21 protein-coding genes are annotated in these 20373 nt (G+C 63.3%); 12 read left to right on the top strand and 9 right to left on the bottom strand.

What is annotated here, in order from left to right; genetic code table 11:
* Positions 1-22: 22 nt before the first annotated feature.
* The 5 genes from AZSI13_RS06695 to apbC all read right to left on the bottom strand — a co-directional run bounded on the left by AZSI13_RS06695 (position 23) and on the right by apbC (position 4905).
* Complete coding sequence (locus tag AZSI13_RS06695; RefSeq protein ID WP_109040411.1) at positions 23-1756, bottom strand: flotillin family protein; 1734 nt, start codon at positions 1754-1756, stop codon at positions 23-25.
* Between the two features lie 47 nt (positions 1757-1803).
* Complete coding sequence (locus AZSI13_RS06700) at positions 1804-2430, bottom strand: YqiJ family protein (RefSeq protein WP_109040412.1); 627 nt, start codon at positions 2428-2430, stop codon at positions 1804-1806.
* 15 nt (positions 2431-2445) lie between these two features.
* Positions 2446-3114 (bottom strand): PspA/IM30 family protein, encoded by a 669-nt coding sequence (locus AZSI13_RS06705; RefSeq protein ID WP_109040413.1) that lies wholly within the window; start codon positions 3112-3114, stop codon positions 2446-2448.
* A complete protein-coding gene (locus tag AZSI13_RS06710) occupies positions 3107-3634 on the bottom strand; it encodes a hypothetical protein (protein ID WP_109040414.1) in 528 nt (175 codons plus the stop codon). The genes AZSI13_RS06705 and AZSI13_RS06710 overlap by 8 nt, the downstream gene beginning before the upstream one ends.
* Positions 3635-3810: 176 nt before the next feature.
* Positions 3811-4905 carry an iron-sulfur cluster carrier protein ApbC gene (gene apbC, locus AZSI13_RS06715; protein ID WP_109040415.1) on the bottom strand — a complete coding sequence of 365 codons (1095 nt, stop codon included), beginning with the start codon at positions 4903-4905 and terminating at the stop codon, positions 3811-3813.
* 149 nt (positions 4906-5054) lie between these two features.
* Between apbC and scpB the strand changes: the two genes are divergently transcribed.
* The 8 genes from scpB to AZSI13_RS06755 all read left to right on the top strand — a co-directional run bounded on the left by scpB (position 5055) and on the right by AZSI13_RS06755 (position 13958).
* Positions 5055-5831, top strand: a complete 777-nt coding sequence (gene scpB, locus AZSI13_RS06720) for a methylmalonyl-CoA decarboxylase (protein WP_109040416.1) — start codon at positions 5055-5057, stop codon at positions 5829-5831.
* Positions 5832-5900: 69 nt separating this feature from the next.
* Positions 5901-8030 (top strand): methionine--tRNA ligase, encoded by a 2130-nt coding sequence (metG, locus tag AZSI13_RS06725; RefSeq protein WP_109040417.1) that lies wholly within the window; start codon positions 5901-5903, stop codon positions 8028-8030.
* Positions 8031-8101: 71 nt separating this feature from the next.
* Positions 8102-8374: a hypothetical protein gene (locus tag AZSI13_RS06730; RefSeq protein WP_109040418.1), complete on the top strand. Its 273-nt coding sequence runs from the start codon at positions 8102-8104 to the stop codon at positions 8372-8374.
* Complete coding sequence (locus AZSI13_RS06735; protein WP_109040419.1) at positions 8371-10035, top strand: SulP family inorganic anion transporter; 1665 nt, start codon at positions 8371-8373, stop codon at positions 10033-10035. Before AZSI13_RS06730 ends, AZSI13_RS06735 begins: the two co-directional genes overlap by 4 nt.
* Positions 10032-10319 carry an acylphosphatase gene (locus AZSI13_RS06740; RefSeq protein WP_109040420.1) on the top strand — a complete coding sequence of 96 codons (288 nt, stop codon included), beginning with the start codon at positions 10032-10034 and terminating at the stop codon, positions 10317-10319. The genes AZSI13_RS06735 and AZSI13_RS06740 overlap by 4 nt, the downstream gene beginning before the upstream one ends.
* 12 nt (positions 10320-10331) lie before the next feature.
* A complete protein-coding gene (locus tag AZSI13_RS06745; RefSeq protein ID WP_109040421.1) occupies positions 10332-10925 on the top strand; it encodes a hypothetical protein in 594 nt (197 codons plus the stop codon).
* 141 nt (positions 10926-11066) lie between these two features.
* On the top strand, positions 11067-11666 hold the full coding sequence (locus tag AZSI13_RS06750; protein WP_109040422.1) for a peroxiredoxin: 600 nt from the start codon (positions 11067-11069) through the stop codon (positions 11664-11666).
* Between the two features lie 261 nt (positions 11667-11927).
* Positions 11928-13958, top strand: coding sequence for a TonB-dependent copper receptor (locus AZSI13_RS06755; RefSeq protein WP_109040423.1), 2031 nt, complete (start codon positions 11928-11930; stop codon positions 13956-13958).
* A 79-nt stretch (positions 13959-14037) separates the two neighbouring features.
* On the opposite strand, the gene hemB is transcribed toward AZSI13_RS06755, so the two are convergent.
* Together hemB and yihA are read right to left on the bottom strand one after the other, a co-directional pair.
* Positions 14038-15048 carry a porphobilinogen synthase gene (gene hemB / locus AZSI13_RS06760; RefSeq protein WP_201262325.1) on the bottom strand — a complete coding sequence of 337 codons (1011 nt, stop codon included), beginning with the start codon at positions 15046-15048 and terminating at the stop codon, positions 14038-14040.
* A gap of 185 nt (positions 15049-15233) precedes the next feature.
* Positions 15234-15989, bottom strand: coding sequence for a ribosome biogenesis GTP-binding protein YihA/YsxC (gene yihA / locus AZSI13_RS06765; RefSeq protein WP_109040424.1), 756 nt, complete (start codon positions 15987-15989; stop codon positions 15234-15236).
* Positions 15990-16213: 224 nt separating this feature from the next.
* Here yihA and AZSI13_RS06770 point away from each other — a divergent pair, with 224 nt between their 5' ends.
* The 4 genes from AZSI13_RS06770 to AZSI13_RS06785 all read left to right on the top strand — a co-directional run bounded on the left by AZSI13_RS06770 (position 16214) and on the right by AZSI13_RS06785 (position 19268).
* Positions 16214-16855, top strand: coding sequence for a cytochrome c (locus AZSI13_RS06770; RefSeq protein ID WP_109040425.1), 642 nt, complete (start codon positions 16214-16216; stop codon positions 16853-16855).
* 298 nt (positions 16856-17153) lie between these two features.
* Positions 17154-17549, top strand: coding sequence for a hypothetical protein (locus AZSI13_RS06775; RefSeq protein ID WP_201262326.1), 396 nt, complete (start codon positions 17154-17156; stop codon positions 17547-17549).
* A 20-nt stretch (positions 17550-17569) separates the two neighbouring features.
* A complete protein-coding gene (gene msrP / locus AZSI13_RS06780) occupies positions 17570-18517 on the top strand; it encodes a protein-methionine-sulfoxide reductase catalytic subunit MsrP (protein WP_109040426.1) in 948 nt (315 codons plus the stop codon).
* Positions 18518-18566: 49 nt separating this feature from the next.
* Entirely contained in the window at positions 18567-19268 is a 702-nt protein-coding gene (locus AZSI13_RS06785; RefSeq protein WP_109040427.1) for a sulfite oxidase heme-binding subunit YedZ, read from the top strand.
* A gap of 18 nt (positions 19269-19286) precedes the next feature.
* Here AZSI13_RS06785 and AZSI13_RS06790 read toward each other — a convergent pair whose 3' ends face one another.
* Together AZSI13_RS06790 and AZSI13_RS06795 are read right to left on the bottom strand one after the other, a co-directional pair.
* Positions 19287-20027, bottom strand: coding sequence for an MBG domain-containing protein (locus tag AZSI13_RS06790; RefSeq protein ID WP_165833373.1), 741 nt, complete (start codon positions 20025-20027; stop codon positions 19287-19289).
* Positions 19963-20373 (bottom strand): MBG domain-containing protein (locus tag AZSI13_RS06795; RefSeq protein ID WP_235609699.1); only part of this gene is annotated, 411 nt, incomplete at its 5' end. The genes AZSI13_RS06790 and AZSI13_RS06795, both read right to left, overlap by 65 nt.

The raw sequence follows: 20373 nt of genomic DNA on the forward strand, positions 1-20373 counted from the left end.
GGGAATAGGAAAAATCGTCCTGTTACGCATTTTCCTTGTCTGCCGACAATGGCTGGGCTATGGAGGAGGGAGGCGGAACGGCATCCACCGCTGCCAGCCCCTCAGATGCCACCGCAGGAATCAGGCCGTTGATATCTCCTCCCTTCAGGCCGATTTCACCCAGTAAGGCATCCACAAGGGGTTGCTGGGCCCGGTAACGCAGCATGGCATTGGCCGCCTGGTCAGCCAGGTTGCCATTACCTCCGGGTTCGCCGGGAGCGCTGCGGGAACTACCGGTCAAGCCATCAACCTGGATAATCTTGATGCCCTCAATAGCCTCCATCGGTTTGACGGTCTCGGCAATGATTTCCGGCAAGCGTTCAATCAGCGCCAGCTTGATCTGCAGTTGAATCTGCGCATCCCGCAAAGTATTGACGGCCTCGTTGATCAGCTGCTTACCCTGGGCCTCCACTTGATAGGCCAAACGTTGGGCTTCTGCCTTGATACGAATGGCTTCGGCATGATTTTCCGCCGCGGCTTTCTCTGCTTCGGCAGCAACCGTTACGCCAATAGCCTGTTGCTCGGCATGACGCTGAGCTTCAACCAATGCCACCTGCTTTTCCCGTTCGGCGGTTGCCACTTCCCGCGCCGTTGTCACCAACTCTTCCGCGCGAGCCGCCTGGGCCCGGGCCTCATTGGCCAGACGCTCAGCTTCAGACTGAGCCCGGGATTTTTCGGCCACCGAAATCTGTTTGTCCTGCTCCGCCAAGGTCGTGGTCCGCTCCTGGGAAATCTTGGCTACCTGCAGCTCTCGTTCAGCCTCGATCTGGCGCTGACGCACCGCCCGGTCCTTTTCCACTTCGGATTCTTTCACCTGACGTTCAGCAGTGATCCTGGACTGGTCAACTTCCTGTTGCGAGATGATCTTCGCCTGCTCCGCCTCTCTCTGTTTGGCCGCCTGCTGCTGGGTCACCAGCGCTGATTGCTCGGCCCGCTGGGTTTCTATCTGTCGCTGCTGGTCGAGGCGGAGAAACTCTTGCTGTCGATCGATCTCCAGCTTGCCTTGTTCCGCCTCCAGATTTTTTTGCCGAACCTGGACTTCCGTGTCCTGCTCAATAGCGTTGCGCTCCTTGCGCCGCCGTTCGGTTTCTTCAGTCAGTTTGGTCAGACCCTCTGCGTCAAAGGCGTTGTTCGGGTTGAAAAACTCCTTGGATGTCTGGTCCAAGCTGGTCAGGGATACGGACTCCAGTTCCAAGCCGTTTTTCAGCAAGTCCTCCGATACAGCATTCTGCACACCCTGCACGAAAACCTGGCGGGCATCCTGCAACTGCTGCATGGTCATGGTAGCCGCTGTTGCGCGCAGGGCATCGACAAACTTGTCTTCCACCAGTTCTTTCAACAGAGCAGGCTCCAGTGTCCGGTTACCGAGGGTCTGGGCTGCATTGGCAATGGATTCAGCGCTCGGCTGAACCCGCACGTAGAAGGCTGCCATGACATCCACCCGCATACGGTCCTTGGCAATCAGGCTATCAACCTTGGCTCGGCTGACTTCCAGGCGCAAGGTATTCATGTTGACCCGGCAAATATCGTGCAAGACCGGCAGTACTAGCGCGCCACCGTCCATCACCACCTTCTGCCCCCCCATGCCGGTGCGGACAAAGGCCGTTTCCTTGGTTGAGCGCGTATACAGCCGAGATAGAACCAGGCCAATCGCCATGATGACAACCAAAAGCAGGCCTGCCAGGAACAGCGGTTCCGATACATTGTTTGACAGCATTTGTTTTGTTCTCCCTGAAGCTGATGCGAAATGTGGCCAAAGAAGGGTTAGGGCTGAAGCAGGCCCCGGTGAGGATTGGGGATGGCGCGATAGCGGGCGCCGAGACGGCGAACCAGCAGAACCTCGGCACCATCCTCCAGAACCTCCGTACCGTCATCGGGCTCTGCCATGACGTAATGGGAGCGCCCATGTTCATCCCGCACCCGGATCTGTGCGGCCACACCAGGACGTGCAGGAGCCCCCACCACAATGCCGGCCCGGCCAACCAGGGCATCCAGGGAGACAGCCGCGGTCTCGTCCCGGGGCAGAATGCGCTCTAGCAACATGCCCCCACCTCTCAACATCGGCACTGCGAAAAACAATGCCGGAACGCTGGCAATAACTGCTGGCAGGGGGGTGCCCAAGAGGCGCGAGGCGATCGATTGAATGAACAGCCCGGTCAGGCCAAAGGCGGTAAGGAATATCAATAGCAACATCAGCAGGGGGACCCGGCCAACGTGCAGCCAACCAAGGAAATCTCCATCGCTCGGCTGCAAATCCAGAATGCCATCCACCGCGCCGGACAGTCCCGTTCCGCTCAACAGGAAAGCAATCCCTTCCAAGATACTCAGGCCGAGCATCACCAGCAGCGATACGGAAAAGGGCAGGCTATGTTCCGCAAAAAAGATGTCCATAACTGATCCAAAGGCCTAATCCGGCTCCCCCCTGGCTTTTAGTACGGCCAGTCGCTCATCGATGCGATGCTGCCGAGCCAGGTCGGCTAGTTCTTTGAGTTTTCCCGCAGTCTGGCTATCCACCCCAGCCCCCAGCCCCGGGATGCCGCTTTGCCGGGCAAGGATTCTGTCGAAACTGGCACCGGCACGGTCCACCTTGCTTGTCAGCGGGGAGGCGCCTTGGGCGGCAAGCACCGGGTTACTCCGGGACGCGAGGAATTGTTGCAGGGCATCTTCCATTTCCCGGTGCTTGGCACGTAGGGCGGCCACATAGCCTTCCAGTTCCTTTTCCTCGCCAGCGATATTGGCAATGGCTTTTTCCAGAACCGGAATCTGAGCTTCGATATCCAGTTGGCGGGCGATGGCAGCCTTCGCCAGATCGTCACGCCCCTGACCTACGGCAAAATCCACTTCTGACGCGAACTGCTCGTGCCGGCGATTCTGCTCCGCCAGGTTGGTAATCGCCAGGTGCTTGTTAGCAGCAGCCCTACCCAGGGAAACGCCCAGCTCGTCAATGGCGCTTTCCACTTCCCGAATGGCCTGTCCCATGCCGGCTTCGGGATTTGCATTCTCCAGACTATCAAGTAAGGAATGAACGTTACCCGCCACAATCCGGGCAACTCGGGTACCAATGCTGTCAGCCATGGTGCAACTCCTCCTTGTTTCCCGATTTCCGGGCGGTAGCGATGATTTCGGCAAGCTCCAGAATACGAGGCAGATAACGATTTATGACGTTTGGATCATAGCATGGAGCCTGATTGCTGACCCCAAGGCGCAATACCCCTTCGAGGAGCTGAAAGCATGACTTGGCCAGCGAGTTCTCCCGTCGGATCAAATCTTGGCTGTTGTCTCCAGCCAGACAAAGAGCCAATACCAAGGGTAGCCAATCACCGAGCAGCGCCAGTAACTCCGAATGTTCGCCTGCCAGCAACTCCTCTCGTCGTACGTGACTATTAAAGGGGGCCACCAAATCCCGGGCCCAAGCCAGGCATGTTTCCAGGTCAGCGGTACCGGCTTCTTGTCGCCTGGCTTCGGCAATGAGGTGACGTATCTTGTCTGAGGGCGTCACGGCACCCTTGACCTGCAGGGAAGCGAGCCATTCGATATCCGATACCGGGAAGCGGACGCCAACCGTTTCCATTCTTTCTTTAGCGGGCTGAATCATAAAAACCTCAATTCGCTAGCATGTGCTAACCAATGTAAACATGCAAACGTATTGTGTCAACGTCATATTTCAGCAACGCCGTCAGGCCAAATCATGGCAATAAAAAAACCGACCCATCAGGGTCGGTTTTTTTATATTTACCCGGGGCCGAACAAACTATTCGGCCAGACTGGGGTTCACGTGTTCTGTACCACGATGTTGGGGAACTTGCTGGTCAGGTCCTTGGCCTTGTCGGCAATCTTCACCGCCACCCGGCGGGCGATGGCCCGGTAGATTTCAGCAGGACGGGAATCGGGGGCGCCGACCACGGTGGGCTTGCCGGTGTCGGCCATTTCACGGATGGCCAGTTCCAGGGGCAGGGCGCCGAGGAATTCCACATCGTAGTCCTTGCACATCTGTTCGCCGCCGCCGTGGCCGAAGATGTGTTCTTCATGGCCGCACTTGGAACAGATGTGGATGGACATGTTCTCGACGATGCCGAGGATGGGAATGCCCACCTTCTCGAACATCTTCAGGCCCTTGCGGGCGTCGATGAGGGCGATGTCCTGGGGCGTGGTGACCACCACGGCGCCAGTCACCGGCACCTTCTGGGAGAGGGTCAGCTGGGTGTCGCCAGTGCCCGGGGGCATGTCGATCACCAGATAGTCCACATCGCGCCAGTTGGTATCCCGCAGCAGCTGTTCCAATGCCTGGGTCACCATGGGGCCGCGCCAGACCATGGGGGTTTCCACGTCTTCCAGCAGGAAGCCGATGGACATGGCCTGAATGCCGTGGGCTTCCAGGGGCTCCAGGCTCTGGCCGTCCTTGGATTCGGGCTGCTTGCCGGCCAGACCCAGCATCTGGGGCTGGGAGGGGCCGTAGATGTCGGCGTCCAGCAGGCCGACGGTAGCGCCTTCCTGGGCCAAAGCCAGGGCCAGGTTCACGGCGGTGGTGCTCTTGCCGACGCCGCCCTTGCCGGAGGCCACGGCGATGATGTTCTTGACACCCGGCAGCAGCTTCACGCCCCGCTGCACGGTGTGGGAGACGATCTTCACATAGACGTTGGCCGACACGTTACCCACACCGGGCAGGGCCTTGACGGCCTCAATCACCCGGTTGCGGATGGTGTCGATCTGGGTCTTGGCCGGGTAGCCCAGCTCGATGTCGAGGGATACGTTGCCTCCGTCCACCTTGATGTTGCGGGCGGCCTTGGAGGTAACGAAGTCCTTCTGGGTATTGGGGTCGATCAGAGACTGCAGGGCAGTCTGAACGTCGGCGACGCTGAGGCTCATGGAACGATGCTCCTGGGTGGATGCCTGGGATAGTTGAGTATTTTTATCAAGTATAAACAATTTTTCCCCGCCGCCCAACGCACCCCTTTGCATAGGCATCACAAAAGCCGGCCATAATGCCGTTTTCATTGCTCCTTCCCGGACACGCCATGCCTCTTATCCTGGCCGATATCCACGACGCCATCGGCACCCTTACCCTCAACTACAGCCTCAAGCGCAACGCCCTCAGCGCCCCGCTGGTCAGGGAACTGGAAGACGCCCTGGGTCGCTTCGAATCCGCCGGTGTACGCACGGTGGTCCTGCGGGCAGAACCCGGCGCCCGGGTCTGGTCCGCCGGCCACAGCGTCGATGAACTGCCGGATGGCCGGGACCCCCTGGGCTGGCGCGACCCGCTGCGCTCCCTGATCCGCAGCATCGAGGCCTTCCCGGCACCGGTCATTGCCCTGGTGGAAGGCGGCGTCTGGGGCGGCGCCTGCGAGCTGGTTTTTGCCTGCGACGTGGTGGTGGCCAGCCCGGCTGCCACCTTCGCCGCCACCCCGGCGAAGATGGGCGTGCCCTACAACGCTTCGGGGCTACTCACCTTCTTCAATGCGGCCCATCTGCACATCGCCAAGGAGATGCTATTCACCGCCAGCCCGGTCAGCGCCGAGCGTCTGGAGCGCCTGGGCATCGTGAATCATGTGGTGGCCGCCAGCGAGATCGACAGCTTCGTTGACGGCATGGCCCGCCGTATCGCCGCCAACGCTCCCCTCGCCATCGCCGTGATGAAGGAGGAACTGCGCATCCTGGCCGGGGCCCATAGCCTCTCGCCCCAGGATTTCGAGCGCATCCAGGGCTTGCGCCGCATTGTTTACACCAGTGAGGACTATCAGGAAGGCGTGCGGGCCTTCAAGGAAAGGCGCAGCCCGGTCTTTCGCGGCCAGTAGGCCCAGCCCCGGGGTGGCCCGGCGTTTGTTAAACTTGCGCCTTTGCTCCATCCACATTCCGGGCCTCCCATGAAGCGCAAGATTCTCGTCACCTCCGCACTCCCCTACGCCAACGGCGCCATCCACCTGGGCCACCTGGTGGAGTACATCCAGACTGACATCTGGGTGCGCTTCCAGAAAATGCGGGGCCACGACTGCTGGTACGTCTGCGCCGACGACACCCACGGCACCCCCATCATGCTGCGGGCCCAAAATGAAGGCATCACCCCGGAAGCCCTGATCGAGCGGGTCTACGGCGAGCATACGCGGGACTTCGCCGGCTTCTTGGTGGGTTTTGACAACTACTATTCCACCAACACCCCGGAAACCCGCCGCTGCGCCGAAGATATCTACGGCAAGCTGAAGGCCGCCGGCCTGATCGAAGTGCGCTCCATCGAGCAGTTCTACGACCCGGTCAAGTCCATGTTCCTGCCGGACCGCTTCATCAAGGGCGAGTGCCCCAAGTGCAGCGCCAAGGACCAGTACGGCGACAACTGCGAGGTGTGCGGCGCCGCCTACACCCCCAACGAGCTGAAGAACCCCTATTCCGCTGTCTCCGGCGCCAAACCGGAAATGCGTTCGTCCGACCATTATTTCTTCAAGCTCTCCGATCCCCGCTGCCAGGACTTCCTGCGTCGCTGGACCCGCCAGGAAGGCCGCCTGCAGACCGAGGCCGCCAACAAGATGCAGGAGTGGCTCGGCGCCGAGGGTGAAAACAAGCTCACCGACTGGGATATTTCCCGGGACGCCCCCTATTTCGGCTTCGAGATCCCCGATGCCCCGGGCAAATATTTCTACGTCTGGCTTGACGCCCCCATCGGCTACATGGGCTCCTTCGCCAACCTCTGCGAGAAGCGGGGCCTGGATTTCAATGAATACTGGGCCAAGGATTCCCAGGCCGAGCTGTACCACTTCATCGGCAAGGACATCCTCTACTTCCATGCCCTGTTCTGGCCCGCCGAGCTGGAGCAGGCGGGTTTCCGCACCCCCACCAAGGTTTTTGCCCACGGCTTCCTCACCGTGGATGGCCAAAAGATGTCCAAGTCCCGCGGCACCTTCATCACCGCTGAGAGCTACCTGCAACAGGGCCTCAACCCGGAATGGCTGCGCTACTACTTTGCCGCCAAGCTGACCAACACTCTGGAAGACATCGACCTTTCCCTGCCGGACTTCACCGCCCGGGTGAATTCCGACCTGGTGGGCAAGTACGTGAACATCGCCAGCCGGGCCGCCGGCTTCATCGCCAAGCGTTTCAACGGCCAACTGGCCGTGGCTGACGAAACCCTGGCGCCCTACGCCGCCATCCGGGAAGCCGCACCGCGCATCGCCGACTACTACGAGAACCGGGAATTCGGCCGCGCCCTGCGGGAAATCATGGCCCTGGCCGATGGCGTGAACCAGTATGTGGACACGGTGAAGCCCTGGGAACTGGCCAAACAGGAAGGCCAGGACGCCGCCCTGCACGCCGCCTGCACCAACGCGCTGAACCTCTTCCGCCTGCTCACCGTGCTGCTCAAGCCAGTACTGCCTGTGCTGGCCGACAAGGTCGCCGCCTTCCTCAACGTCGCCCCCTTCGCCTGGGACGACGTCAATGCCGTGCTGGCCGCCGGCCACGCCATCCAGCCCTATGAGCACCTCATGACCCGTATCGACCCCAAGCTGGTGGAGGCTCTGGTAGAAGCCAACAAGGCTTCCCTGGCACCTGCCGCTACTGCTGCCCCGGCCAAGGCCGCGGAGAAGGGCGCCGAGCATTCCCAGCAGCGCCACGCCGAAAAGCAGCAGAAGGAAGCCCAGGTGGCCCAGGCCGCCGCCGAAGCCGGCCCCCATATTTCCATCGACGATTTCATGAAAGTGGACCTGCGCATCGCCAAGATCGTGGACGCCAGCCACGTGGAAGGCGCCGACAAGCTGATCCGCCTGCAACTCGACATCGGCGAAGAGAAGCCGCGCCAGGTCTTCGCCGGCATCAAGTCCGCTTACGATCCGGCAACCCTGGTAGGCCGCCTGACGGTGATGGTGGCCAACCTGGCACCGCGCAAAATGAAGTTCGGCATGTCCGAAGGCATGGTACTGGCCGCCTCCGATCCGGAAGGCAAGACCGGCGGCCTCTACATCCTGTCGCCCGATTCCGGCGCCCAGCCCGGGATGCGGGTAAAATAACCGGACGATCTAAAGCCGCCGATATTAGTGACTGTAAGTTCTGTGTCAGCCCCACGCCCTAGTCTAGCGCCATGATCCTGCCCCAAGGCAAACGCCGCTTTTCCCTGACCCTGCCGATCCTCGGCTACGCCCTCCTGGACGTGGCCGGGATGGTGGCGTTCGCGGTGGGCCTGGCCTACCTCGCGGGTAAGGAACCCCTGTTTTTCCGCAACTTCCCCACGACTACCGGGGAAGCACTCCTCAGTACTATCGCCGGTCTGGGTCTCATGCTCTGGGCTGCCGCCCGGATTCTGCGCGAGACCCTGAATCAGGTTCCCACACAAGACAGCACAGAACAGCAATGAGCGCCTTCCGACCGAAGCTCCTGGACTGCCTGCCTGATTACGACCGGGCCCAGTTCGGGCGCGACGTGTCGGCCGGTCTCACCGTGGGCGTACTCGCCCTGCCTCTGGCCATGGCCTTTGCCATCGCTTCCGGCGTGGACCCGGCAGCGGGTATCTGGACGGCCATCGTCGCCGGTTTCCTCATCTCCGCCCTGGGCGGCTCCCGGGTACAGATCGGCGGCCCCACCGGCGCCTTCATCGTCATCGTCTACGGCATCGTCGCCCAGTACGGCCTGGCCAACCTGCTCATCGCCACCATGCTGGCGGGGCTGATTCTCATCGGCATGGGTCTGGCCCGGCTGGGTGCCCTGATCCGTTTCATTCCGGTCACGGTAGTGATCGGCTTCACCAACGGCATTGCCGTGCTCATCTTCATCAGCCAGATCAAGGAATTCCTGGGCCTGGACATGGAGGCTCTGCCGGCCGAGTTCTTCGCCAAGATGAAGGTGCTGGCCGCCAACCTGCCCCATACGGACCTGCCCACCCTGGCCCTGGCCTCCGCCTCCCTGGTGTTGCTGGTGGTCTGGAACAAGCGCATCGCCGGTAAGGTGCCGCTGCTGGGCAAGCTGCCCGGCCCCCTGGCAGTGCTCATCGCCGGCACCGCCGCCCAGTCCCTGCTGGCATTCCCGGTGGAAACCATTGGCAGCCGCTTCGGCGGTATTCCCCAGTCCCTGCCCGCATTTGCCCTGCCGGAACTGAGCCTATCCACCCTGCGCAACCTGATTTCCCCGGCCATCACCATTGCCCTGCTGGGCGCCATCGAATCCCTGCTCTCGGCCCGGGTGGCCGACAGCCAGATCGATGACCGGCACGACCCCAACCAGGAACTCATCGCCCAGGGCATCGCCAACGTGGCGGCCCCCCTGGTCGGCGGTTTTGCCGCCACCGGCGCCATTGCCCGCACCAGCACCAACGTGCGGGCCGGCGGCCGTACCCCGGTGGCCGGCATCATCCACTCCCTGACCCTGCTGGCGGTGGTGCTGGTAGCCGCACCGCTGGCCAGCGACGTGCCCCTGGCCACCCTCTCGGCCATCCTCATGATCGTCGCCTGGAACATGGGGGAATGGCATGAGTTCAAGGAGCTCTCCCGCTATTCCATGAATTACCGGGTGATCCTGCTTTCCACCTTCATCATCACGGTGGTCTTCGACCTCACCCTGGCGGTGGAGATCGGCATGGTGCTGGCGTCCCTCTTCTTCATCTACCGCATGTCCGAGCTGACCAAGGTGGAGCGCCTGCCCCAACCGGACTGGGCCACCGGGCAGCCCCTGGTGGCCTACAGCCTTTACGGATCCCTCTTCTTCGGCGCCGTCGGCAAGCTGCAAACCTTGCTGGAGCAGAATGCCCAGGGCACGCGGGTGCTGATTCTCGACATGCACCAGGTCATCAACCTGGACACCACCGGCCTGGACACCCTGGAAGCCCTGGCCCGAATGCTGGCCAAGCGGGATAGCCACTTGATCCTGGCCGGACTCAACCCCCAGCCCGGCTCCCTGGTGTTCCGCTCCGGCTTTGCCGAAGACCTAGGCGACGACAACGTGGTGGCCAACCTGGAAGAGGCCTGGCAGCGGGCAACCATTCTCCTGCCGCCGAAAAGCGAGCCGCAGGCGGCCCAGCCATGACCGAACGGGCAGTGCTACTGCACATCCACGGCCGTGTTCAGGGAGTGGGCTTCCGCTGGAGCTTGCGCCGGGAGGCCGAGCGTCTGGGCGCCAACGGCTGGGTACGCAACCGCCTGGACGGCTCGGTGGAAGCCCTGGCCTGGGGACCGACGGAGGCCGTAACGGCCCTGGAGGCCTGGTGCCACGACGGGCCGCCGGGCGCCCACGTGATCCGGGTGGAGGCGACGGAATGCCCCCTGGCACCTGAATTCCAAATAGGTTTTGAACAGCACCCGACCCTCTGACACAATGCCGGCATGGACAACCTCCTGCACGGCGCCGCCCCCCTCGAACTCTATGTCTGGCTGGAGCCGGAGGAGTCCCTGCCAGGCTGGGACTTCCAGACGGGCGGCCCCCATGCCGAGCCGCGCACCGTCTTCCCCTCCGGCACCAATCCCCAGCTGGTGCACAACTATTTCGCCGAATACAACCTGGAATTTTTCCGCCAGCGCAGTTTCGAGCGTTATCCCTCCCGGCTCCACGCCCAGTTTCTCTTCGCCACCCGCACGGATGCGGAAAACTACCGCCAGAAGCACCCGGGGCGGGTCTTCGGCAAGCAGCTGACCCGGGTAACCACCCGCGGGCCTTATACCTGCTCCTATCACGACGCCAACTGGATCGACTACCTGCACCTGCCCCACAGCCTGGACCTGGACACCCTGGGCGCCATCTCCAAGGCCTACTGGGCCGGCACCCTGGTGGAAGAGGCCGGCCTGACCTTCATGGATCAGCCCTGGCAGGAGCCGCCGGTGATCGAAGCCCTCTTCCAGGGTCACCTGGTACCGGAGCCCGCACCGGCCCGGGCCATCGGCCTGTTGCCAGGCTTTGAAACCGCCCTGCTGCGAAATTGACAGCCGCCGGACCCTCGGTTAGATTTCAAAAGCTGTCATAAAGGGACGCTGTGCCGCGCCTGGCGCAGGATTTGCCCCGAATTCACCTCAAGTACATATTCCAATTCAGTCCCCCATTCCCCCCTTCATCAGGAGAAAAACATGGCCGTTCTCGTCGGTAAGCAAGCCCCCGATTTCAAAGCCCTGGCTGTTTATGGCAACAACGAAATCAAGGAGATGACCTTCTCCGAGCACATCAAGGGCAAGTACGCGGTTCTCTTCTTCTACCCCCTGGACTTCACCTTCGTCTGCCCCTCCGAACTGATCGCCTTCGATCACCGTCTGGAAGAGTTCAAGAAGCGCGGCGTCGAAGTGGTCGGCTGTTCCATCGACTCCCAGTTCACCCACCTGGCCTGGAAGAACACTCCCGTGGAAAAGGGCGGCATCGGCCAGGTCGGCTACCCCCTGGTGGCCGACATCAAGCACAGCATCTGCCAGGCCTATGATGTGGAAGCTGCCCCCGGCGTCGCCTTCCGCGGCTCCTTCCTGATCGACAAGAGCGGCGCCGTGCGCCACCAGGTGGTCAACGACCTGCCCCTGGGCCGCAACATCGACGAAATGCTGCGCATGGTGGATGCCCTGCAATTCACCGAAGAGCATGGCGAGGTTTGCCCGGCTGGCTGGAACAAGGGCAAGAAGGGCATGACCGCCAGCCCCGACGGCGTTGCCAAGTACCTGGCCGAGAACGCCAAGGAACTGTAAGCCGCCCTCCGGCAAGCCCGCCGGAAGACAGCGCAAAAGCCACCCTACCGGGTGGCTTTTTTATTGCATCAAGCCGCCCGCCCCACCACCACTCCTGCCCACATCCTCCACCCCACTCCGCCGACAGAGCCACTCCCGACCTGCCTTGGCGGACTGCGCACCATCCCGGTGCGACACTGTGTCACATTCCCGCGACGCCGCCGGCACGCCAGAATCCATCCCCTAAAACGTCATCACAATAACCTGCTTAGGGGAGCAACCATGCCGTTCACACCCAGCCGGCTCAGCCTGGCCGTCCTTCTTGCCTTCTCCGGTGCCGCCTTGGCCCAGGAGGCCACCACCCTGGATTCCGTCGTGGTCACCGCGCCCCGCATGGAAGAGCCGCTGAAGGTGGTCACCGACCCGAAGGCACCGCGCCAGCCCCTGCCGGCCCACGACGGGGCCGACTTCCTCAAGGCCATCCCGGGCTTCTCCGTCATCCGCAAGGGCGGCACGGATGGCGACCCGGTGCTGCGGGGTTTCTCCGGCTCCCGCCTGGGCATTCTCCTGGACGGCCAGGAAATCTACGGCGGCTGCGGCGGCCGCATGGACCCGCCCACGGCCTATGTCTACCCGGATTCCTATGACCGGGTGACCGTGCTGAAAGGCCCCCAGAGCGTGCTTTACGGCGCCGGCCAATCCGCCGGGGTGGTGCTCTTCGAAAAGGACATCAAGCGCTTCCGCGAACCCGGCGTGAAGGGTAGCGGCAGCCTCACCGTGGGCAGCTTCGGCCGCAACGACCAGGCCGCCGACGTGCGTGCCGGCAACGGCCAGTACTATGTCCAGGCCGGCGCCACCCGGGCCGATGCCAACGACTACAAGGACGGCAACGGCAAGACCATTCATTCCCGCTACACCCGCTGGAGCACCAACGCTGCCATCGGCTTCACGCCGGATGACAACACCCGGCTGGAGCTCTCCCTCGCCCGTAGCGACGGCGAAGCCGCCTACGCCGACCGCACTATGGACGGCAGCAAGTTTGCCCGGGAAAACATCGCCCTCAAGTTCGAGAAGCGCAAGCTCTCCGCCCTGGTGGACAAGGTGGAGGCCCTGGCCTACTACAACTATGTTGACCACGTGATGGACAACTACAGCCTGCGCACCAAGCCGGCCGGCGCTTCCTACATGGTCAGCAACCCGGACCGCAAGACCACCGGTGCCCGGGCCTCGGTGACCCTCAATGCCGGCGAGATGACCAAGGTCACCCTGGGCATGGATACCAAGGAGGACACCCACCGCTTCCGTTCCGGCATGTCCATGATGAGCGGCGGGCTGGCGGAGGCATCCACCTGGAACAAGGCCTGGGCCGAAGACATGGTCTTCCAGCAGCGCGGCCTGTTCGGCGAAGCCACCCACCATCTGAATCAGGACAACCGAGTCATCGGTGGCCTGCGCGTGGATTGGCATGAGGTGCAGGACAAGCGGGCCACCAGCACCACCCGCAATGCCACGGACAAGGAAACCCTGAGCAGCGGCTTCCTGCGCTACGAGAGCGACTTCATTCCCGGCGCAGGCACCTGGTATGCCGGCCTGGGCCACTCCGAGCGCACTGCCGACTTCTGGGAACGGGGCAAGGGCAATCCCCTTGCGCCGGCTAGCAGCGGCTTCCTCAGCAGCGCTCCGGAAAAGACCACCCAGCTGGACGTGGGCGCCAACTATCGCCAGGGCCCCTGGAGCAGCGGACTCTCCGGCTTCTACAGCAAGGTCAAGGATTACCTGCTGGTCCGCTGGGACAACGGCGGCAACCCGGCCGTCACCCGCAACGTGGATGCCACTGTCTATGGCGGCGAAGCCGATCTGGCCTATCAGTTCACTCAGACCTGGAAGGGCTACGGTGCCCTGGCCTATGTGCACGGCACCAATGATACGGACGGCAAGCCCCTGGCCCAGCAACCGCCCCTGGAACTGCGCATGGGTGTCAATTACGACAACCGCACCTGGTCCTTCGGCGCCCTGGCCCGCATGGTGGCCTCCCAGGACCGCTACGACGTAGGTTCCGGCAACATCGTGACCAACGGCAAGGATCTGGGCCGCACCGGCGGTTTCACCGTGTTCTCGGTCAACGCCGGCTATCGCCCGAGCAAAAGCACCCTGCTGACCGCCGGCATCGACAACCTGTTCGACAAGGCCTACGCCGAACACCTTTCCAAGTCCGGCGCCACCATCCCGGGTTATCTGGCTTTCAGCCCCAACACCCGGATCAACGAACCGGGCCGCACCCTCTGGCTGAAGGCCCAGATCGCCCTCGACTGATGTTTCTGTAGTACCTCTCGAAATTTAAAAGCCCGCCAATGGCGGGCTTCTTTTTTGCGGCGGCGACTGCAGTACGGGATCAGGCCCGCAGCCACTCCGCCGCATCCAGAGCGAAATAGGTGAGGATGCCGTCGGCCCCGGCCCGCTTGAAGGAGAGCAGGGCCTCCAGCACACAGGCTTCCTCGGCCAGCCAGCCGTTCTGGATGGCGGCCTTGAGCATGGCGTATTCGCCGCTCACCTGATAAGCGTAGGTAGGCACGCCGAACTGTTCCTTCACCCGGCGCACGATGTCCAGATAGGGCATGCCCGGCTTCACCATCACCATGTCGGCGCCTTCTTCCAGATCCTGGGCCACTTCCCGCAGGGCCTCGTCCGTATTGGCCGGGTCCATCTGGTAGGTGTACTTGTTGCCCTTGCCCAGGTTGCCGGCGGAACCAACGGCGTCCCGGAAGGGGCCGTAGAAGGCCGAAGCGTACTTGGCGGAATAAGCGAGGATACGGGTATAGATCAGCTTCTCCGCTTCCAGGGCCTGGCGGATGCTGCCGATGCGGCCATCCATCATGTCGGAAGGGGCCACCACGTCGGCACCGGCCTGGGCGTGGCAGACGGCCTGCTTGATCAGCACTTCCACGGTCTCGTCATTGAGCACGTAGCCACTGGCATCGATCAAACCATCCTGGCCGTGGATGGTGTAGGGGTCCAAGGCCACATCGGTGATGACGCCCAGTTCCGGGAATTCCTTCTTCAGGGCCTGCACCACGGTGGGCACCAGGCCGTCCGGATTGTAGGCCTCGGCCGCATCCAGGCTCTTCTTGCTGCCGTCCACCACCGGGAACAGGGCCAGGGCGGGCACGCCCAGCTTAACGGCCCGCTCGGCGGTCTTCAGCAGCAGGTCCAGGCTCTGGCGGGAAACCCCGGGCATCGAGGCCACGGCTTCGGTGCGATTACTGCCTTCGAGGACGAAGACGGGATAGATCAGGTCGTCCGGCGTCAGCACGGATTCGCGCATCAGGCGGCGGGAAAAGTCATCGCGGCGCATGCGCCGCATGCGGGTGGCAGAAAACTGGCCGGAAATGGTTTGCTTGGTCATGGCAGGCAAAAATGGAACCCTGAAAAAATTTTCAAAAAAAATGCCCTGACAGGGAACTTCTCCCCGGGGAGCCTGCTCTGAGTACGCAGATGGCTCACACCGTCTCCCGCTTTACCTCCCTGAGCGGGTGCCTTAATCAAGTTAAGGCATTTTGGCCCCCGGTTACCCCTTTACCGGGGGCTTTTTTATTTCTGCTCCGGGCTCTTGGCAGCCTTGGGCTTGGCCTTGCCACCGGCCAGCACGGCCTTCTTGTTGCCCGGTGCGTGAGTGCGATTCTGCTTGGCGCCGGCAGCGCTCTTGGCCGAACGGATCGGCCGGGGCGCCGGCGCCGGGCGCGGTGGCGGCACTTCCATGCCCATCCAGCCGGCAATCACCTTCTCAGCCTCTTCCACCCCGGTCTTCTTCAGGCTGGAGAACAGTTGCACGGTGCAACGTTCGCCCAGCGCGGCCAGGGCTGCCTTGACCTGGCGCAAAACCAGCACCTGCTCCTGGCGGGTCAGCTTGTCGGCTTTGGACAACAGGATGTGAATGGGCTTGCCGGTCAGGGCAAACCAGTCGATCAGCCCCTGATCCAGCTCGGTCAGGGGGTGGCGGCTATCCATGATCAGGACAACGCCGGCCAGGGGTACCCGCTCCTGCAGGTAGGGGCCGAGCAGGCCTTCCCACTGGGAACGGATTTCTTCCGGCGCCTTGGCGTAGCCATAGCCCGGCAGATCCACCAGGTATTTGCCCTCTTCCAGCTTGAAGTAGTTGAGGTGCTGGGTACGGCCGGGAGTTTTGGAAACGAAAGCCAGCCGGGTATGGTTGGCCAGGGTATTGATGGCGGACGATTTGCCGGCATTGGAACGACCGGCGAAAGCAACTTCGGCCAGGGCATCCGCAGGCACATCCCGCAGGTGGGCGACGGTGGTCAGGAAAACCGCCTTTTGAAACAGGGCCATGGTGGGCCTTCTCCTTTTTCCGCTCCTCGCGTCGGAGCGCCAAAGTGATATAGAATAGCAGGGTTTCGGGTTTCGCTTTCAGGGCTGCTTTGGGAAACTTCTGCGCCTGTCGGCAAAACCGGCCGCACCCAATACCGGACCGCCCCAGGGAAGGTCCTCCACGGCGCCGCTGCGGCGGGTTGCCGCTCTCACCGGATTTTTGGATCGATACAAGGAGTTTGGACATGATTCGCACCACGGCTCTGGCGCTTCTGCTCGCCGCCAGCTTCACCGCCCACGCCAACCCGGAAGCTGCTGCCAAACCGGATCCCGCCAAGGGCAAGCCCATTGCCGAAGGCGTCTGCGGCGCCTGTCACGGCACCGACGGCAACAGCCTGGCTGCTGCCAACCCGAACCTGGCCGGCCAGGTGCCCGAATACATCGCCAAGCAGATTTCCAACTTCAAGCCTGGCGCCGACGGCAAGCCCGCCCTGCGTAACAACGCCATCATGTCCGGCATGGCCGCCACCCTGGCCACCGAAGAAGATGTAAAGAACGTCGCCGCCTACTTCGCCGAGCAGAAGCTCAAGCCCCAGGAAGCCAAGGACGAGAAGCTGGTCGCCCAAGGCCAGAAGCTGTGGCGCGCCGGCGACGTGAAGAAGGGCATTCCTGCCTGTGCCGGTTGCCATGGCGCCGCCGGTGCTGGTCTGCCCGCCCAGTTCCCCCGTCTGGCCGGTCAATGGGCCGAGTACACCGAGAACCAGTTGAAGCAGTTCCGCTCCGGCGAACGCGGCAACGATCCGGAAAAGATGATGCGCACCATCGCGGCCAAGATGAGCGACCAGGAAATCAAGGCTGTGGCCGAGTACGCCGCCGGCCTGCGCTAAGCGACACGAAGGGCCGTCTGCGGACGGCCGCCGAAGAAAGGGTGGTCAAGCCAAGCTTGCCACCCTTTTTCTTTGCCAGCGCAGCCCTTTCCGACATGGCCCAGGGCTTCCGCCAAGCCCTCGCCCGGACCACCCCCCCCTCACGCCATCTCGCCCCACTCTCCACGCCCTCCGGGCCGGCTGGAAATTTTCCGCCCCAGGCGGAACACCGCCAGCCCGGCGCTGCCAAAGCCCCTACGAAGGCAACGGCAGCCAACCTCCCGTGGGCCGCCGCACCTCCTCCGGCAAGGAGAACATCATGAACAAGACGACGAGCCGCCCACCGCTAGCCCTGGCCCTTGGCCTGCTACTACTGACCACTGCCTGCGGTGGCATGTATGCCTCCCACCACGAGCCGGCTGCCCGACACGGCGGCATGTGGTCCGGCGCCAACGGTATGACGCTCTACACTTTTGACCGGGATACGGCCCACAGCGGCAAGAGTGCCTGCAACGGCCCCTGTGCCACCAACTGGCCTCCCTTCCTGGCCGGCGAGATGGCCCAGCCCCAGGGCGAGTGGAGCATCGTGCATCGGGAGGATGGCCGCCGCCAATGGGCCTTCCAGGGCAAGCCCTTGTACTATTGGGCGAAGGACCAGAAACCCGGCGACAGCACCGGCGACGGCGTGAATAACGTCTGGCACGTGGCCCGCTGAACGAATCGACCGAGACCCCGATGCTGATTCGCCCACCTGCCGACATTCTCCCTTCCGAAATCACCTCCCAGGCGCTGTTCCTGCAACGGCGGCGCCTGCTCCAAAGCCTGGGGGCCGGCGCTGCCCTGGCCGGCCTGGGGCAGGATTTGTGGGCGGCCCCGGAAGGCCGCCCGACCTTGGGCCCGCTCAGCGCCAGCCCCTACAGCAGCCAGGAGAAAACAACGCCCCTGGCCTCGGTCACCTCCTACAACAACTTCTACGAATTCGGCAGTGCCAAGGAAGACCCGGCCCGCCAGGCCCCGGGTCGTCTCAAGACCCACCCCTGGAGTGTGGCGGTGGAGGGGGAGGTGAAACATCCCCGCGTCTACGACATCGACAGCCTGCTCAAGCTCGCTCCCCTGGAAGAACGTATCTACCGGCTGCGCTGTGTCGAAGGCTGGAGCATGGTCATCCCCTGGGTCGGCTTCCCCCTGGCGGAGCTGATCCGCCGGGTGGAACCCACGGGCAACGCCAAGTACGTGGAATTCGTCACCCTTGCCGATCCCGCGCAAATGCCCGGCGTGCGCTCGCCCCTGCTGGAATGGCCCTATGTGGAAGGCCTGCGCCTTGATGAAGCGCGGCACCCCCTGACCCTGCTGGCGGTGGGGCTCTATGGTGAAGTGCTGCCCGCCCAGAACGGCGCGCCGATCCGCCTGGTGGTGCCCTGGAAATATGGATTCAAGAGCGCCAAGTCCATCGTCCGCATCCGCTTCGTCGCCGAACAGCCCCGCACCACCTGGGTGAAGGCCGGCCCCAGCGAATACGGCTTCTACTCCAACGTCAATCCGGCGGTGGACCACCCCCGATGGAGCCAGGCCACGGAGCGCCGTATCGGCGAATTCCGCAAGCGCCCAACCCTACCCTTCAACGGCTATGCGGAACAGGTGGCGGACCTTTATCGCGGCATGGATCTGCGCCGCTTCTTCTGAGTCCTACCTGCACCCCGCCAGCACCCAATACAACCTGTCACTGCACCCCATGAACACCACTCCCCATCCGCCGCCCTTGAATCCACTCCGTCTCGTCCTGTTGCTGCTTTCCCTGCTCCCTGCCGCCTACTATGCCTGGGGGCTGGCCGCTGACACCCTGGGCGCCAACCCCATCGAGGCCCTGAGCCGGGGGCTGGGCATCTGGACGCTCAACTTCCTGCTCCTCACCCTCTGCATCACGCCATTACGCAAGCTCTCCGGCTGGCACTGGCTGCTGCGCCTGCGACGCCAGTTGGGCCTCACCGCCTTCGCCTACGGCGTGCTGCACTTCCTCGCCTATGTCTGGCTGGACCAGTTCTGGGACCTGGACGCCATCGCCCGGGACATTCTCAAGCGCCCCTTCATCACCCTGGGCTTCGCCGCCTTCGTGCTGCTCTGGCCCCTGGCCCTCACCTCCAACCAGCGGGCGATCCGCCACCTGGGCGGCAAGCGCTGGCAAGAACTGCATCGCATGGTCTACGCCATCGCCATCCTCGGCGTCGCCCACTACCTCTGGCTGGTCAAGCGCGTCGCCCTGCTCGACCCGATCCTCTACGCCATCGCCCTGGCCGTCCTCCTGGGCTGGCGCATTCAGGCCCGGCTACGGCTGGCCGGCCCCTGGCCGGTCCGTAGCGCACCGCCTGTCGTCCAGCCTGTCGTCTTCATGCCCAAGCGACCCCAAGGCAAGCTACCGCTCCCCCCTGGTCACTAAAGCGCCAGGGCGCCACCCTCAGCGTGGCAGCGCGATGAAGTCCCGGCCCACCGCCAGATAGGGAATAAAGCTCATGGGTGCCTGGGCGAACTGGGGAATGGCCGGCACCACCGGCAGTTGGGGCAGGCGGCTGTCCTTGTCCTCCTCCCGGGTAACCCGGTGCAACTGCCCGCCCCCGGGTACCGCGGTATTGCTGGCGGTGGCCACCGCAGGCGGATTGCGCAGGGTCAGACTGCCATCGACATAAGCGATGTCGTAGTTGTCGCTGGCGAACCCGCCCGGGGTCAGCAGATAGCTGCCGGCCTTGCGGGCTCCCTGGCTGGAGCCGCCGTAGCTCAGGCTGCCGGACAGATCGCTCGCATCATCCCCATTGAGGAAACCGGCAAAGCTCACCCCCATGCCCCCCTGCCAGGGGCGGGAACCGACCCAGCCCCGACCGTCCAGGGCCGTGACCGTCAGGGGCGCCTTGGTGATGGAGAGGGTCCCATCCTGGTAAGTGATGGCGTAGTTGTCCGCCTTGCCCTGGGCAAAGGCCACACTGGAGGGCGTCAGGGCGAATTGCCGGCCGGCCCCGGCCGTGACCTCGGCTGCGGAAGACAAATGCGCCTCGCCGAGGCTGTCCCCCTGGGCCAGGGAACCCCCGGCTACCACCACCTGACCGGCCAGCGGATTGGCTGCCCCATAGCTCCGGCTCCTATCCGCCGCCTTCACCACCAGGGAGCGGGGCGTGATGCTCAACTGGCCGCCGTGATAGGTCATNGGCATAGGTGCCCACATCCACCGCCCCCTGGGCATTGCCGCTATAACTGGGCTGGCCGCTCAGCACGCTGCTGTTCTCGCCATTGACGAAACCGGCGAACTGCAAGGCCGAAAGCCCGCCCGGGCCGCTCCAGACCTGGCCATCGTAGACCTTGCTGGCATTGGCGGCAGTGACGGTCAGCGGTGCCTTGGCCACATTCAGGGCACCATCGACATAGGTAATGGCGTAGTTGCTGGAGGTTAGACCGCTTGGGGCGATGGCGTAGCTGCCGGCGTTGATGGCACCGAAGGCGCTGCCGCCGTAGGTGACAGCACCGCCGAGGACGCTGGCGTTCTCGCCGAGGAC

It is taken from the genome of Azospira sp. I13, from assembly GCF_003112695.1.
GTDB lineage: Bacteria > Pseudomonadota > Gammaproteobacteria > Burkholderiales > Rhodocyclaceae > Azospira.

What these genes read in the sequence shown, in the direction of transcription:
- AZSI13_RS06695 (WP_109040411.1), bottom strand. Translation starts at nt 1,756, where the DNA reads ATGCTGTCAAACAATGTATCGGAACCGCTGTTCCTGGCAGGCCTGCTT.
- AZSI13_RS06700 (WP_109040412.1), bottom strand. Translation starts at nt 2,430, where the DNA reads ATGGACATCTTTTTTGCGGAACATAGCCTGCCCTTTTCCGTATCGCTG.
- AZSI13_RS06705 (WP_109040413.1), bottom strand. Translation starts at nt 3,114, where the DNA reads ATGGCTGACAGCATTGGTACCCGAGTTGCCCGGATTGTGGCGGGTAAC.
- AZSI13_RS06710 (WP_109040414.1), bottom strand. Translation starts at nt 3,634, where the DNA reads ATGATTCAGCCCGCTAAAGAAAGAATGGAAACGGTTGGCGTCCGCTTC.
- apbC (WP_109040415.1), bottom strand. Translation starts at nt 4,905, where the DNA reads ATGAGCCTCAGCGTCGCCGACGTTCAGACTGCCCTGCAGTCTCTGATC.
- scpB (WP_109040416.1), top strand. Translation starts at nt 5,055, where the DNA reads ATGCCTCTTATCCTGGCCGATATCCACGACGCCATCGGCACCCTTACC.
- metG (WP_109040417.1), top strand. Translation starts at nt 5,901, where the DNA reads ATGAAGCGCAAGATTCTCGTCACCTCCGCACTCCCCTACGCCAACGGC.
- AZSI13_RS06730 (WP_109040418.1), top strand. Translation starts at nt 8,102, where the DNA reads ATGATCCTGCCCCAAGGCAAACGCCGCTTTTCCCTGACCCTGCCGATC.
- AZSI13_RS06735 (WP_109040419.1), top strand. Translation starts at nt 8,371, where the DNA reads ATGAGCGCCTTCCGACCGAAGCTCCTGGACTGCCTGCCTGATTACGAC.
- AZSI13_RS06740 (WP_109040420.1), top strand. Translation starts at nt 10,032, where the DNA reads ATGACCGAACGGGCAGTGCTACTGCACATCCACGGCCGTGTTCAGGGA.
- AZSI13_RS06745 (WP_109040421.1), top strand. Translation starts at nt 10,332, where the DNA reads ATGGACAACCTCCTGCACGGCGCCGCCCCCCTCGAACTCTATGTCTGG.
- AZSI13_RS06750 (WP_109040422.1), top strand. Translation starts at nt 11,067, where the DNA reads ATGGCCGTTCTCGTCGGTAAGCAAGCCCCCGATTTCAAAGCCCTGGCT.
- AZSI13_RS06755 (WP_109040423.1), top strand. Translation starts at nt 11,928, where the DNA reads ATGCCGTTCACACCCAGCCGGCTCAGCCTGGCCGTCCTTCTTGCCTTC.
- hemB (WP_201262325.1), bottom strand. Translation starts at nt 15,048, where the DNA reads ATGACCAAGCAAACCATTTCCGGCCAGTTTTCTGCCACCCGCATGCGG.
- yihA (WP_109040424.1), bottom strand. Translation starts at nt 15,989, where the DNA reads ATGGCCCTGTTTCAAAAGGCGGTTTTCCTGACCACCGTCGCCCACCTG.
- AZSI13_RS06770 (WP_109040425.1), top strand. Translation starts at nt 16,214, where the DNA reads ATGATTCGCACCACGGCTCTGGCGCTTCTGCTCGCCGCCAGCTTCACC.
- AZSI13_RS06775 (WP_201262326.1), top strand. Translation starts at nt 17,154, where the DNA reads ATGAACAAGACGACGAGCCGCCCACCGCTAGCCCTGGCCCTTGGCCTG.
- msrP (WP_109040426.1), top strand. Translation starts at nt 17,570, where the DNA reads ATGCTGATTCGCCCACCTGCCGACATTCTCCCTTCCGAAATCACCTCC.
- AZSI13_RS06785 (WP_109040427.1), top strand. Translation starts at nt 18,567, where the DNA reads ATGAACACCACTCCCCATCCGCCGCCCTTGAATCCACTCCGTCTCGTC.
- AZSI13_RS06790 (WP_165833373.1), bottom strand. Translation starts at nt 20,027, where the DNA reads ATGACCTATCACGGCGGCCAGTTGAGCATCACGCCCCGCTCCCTGGTG.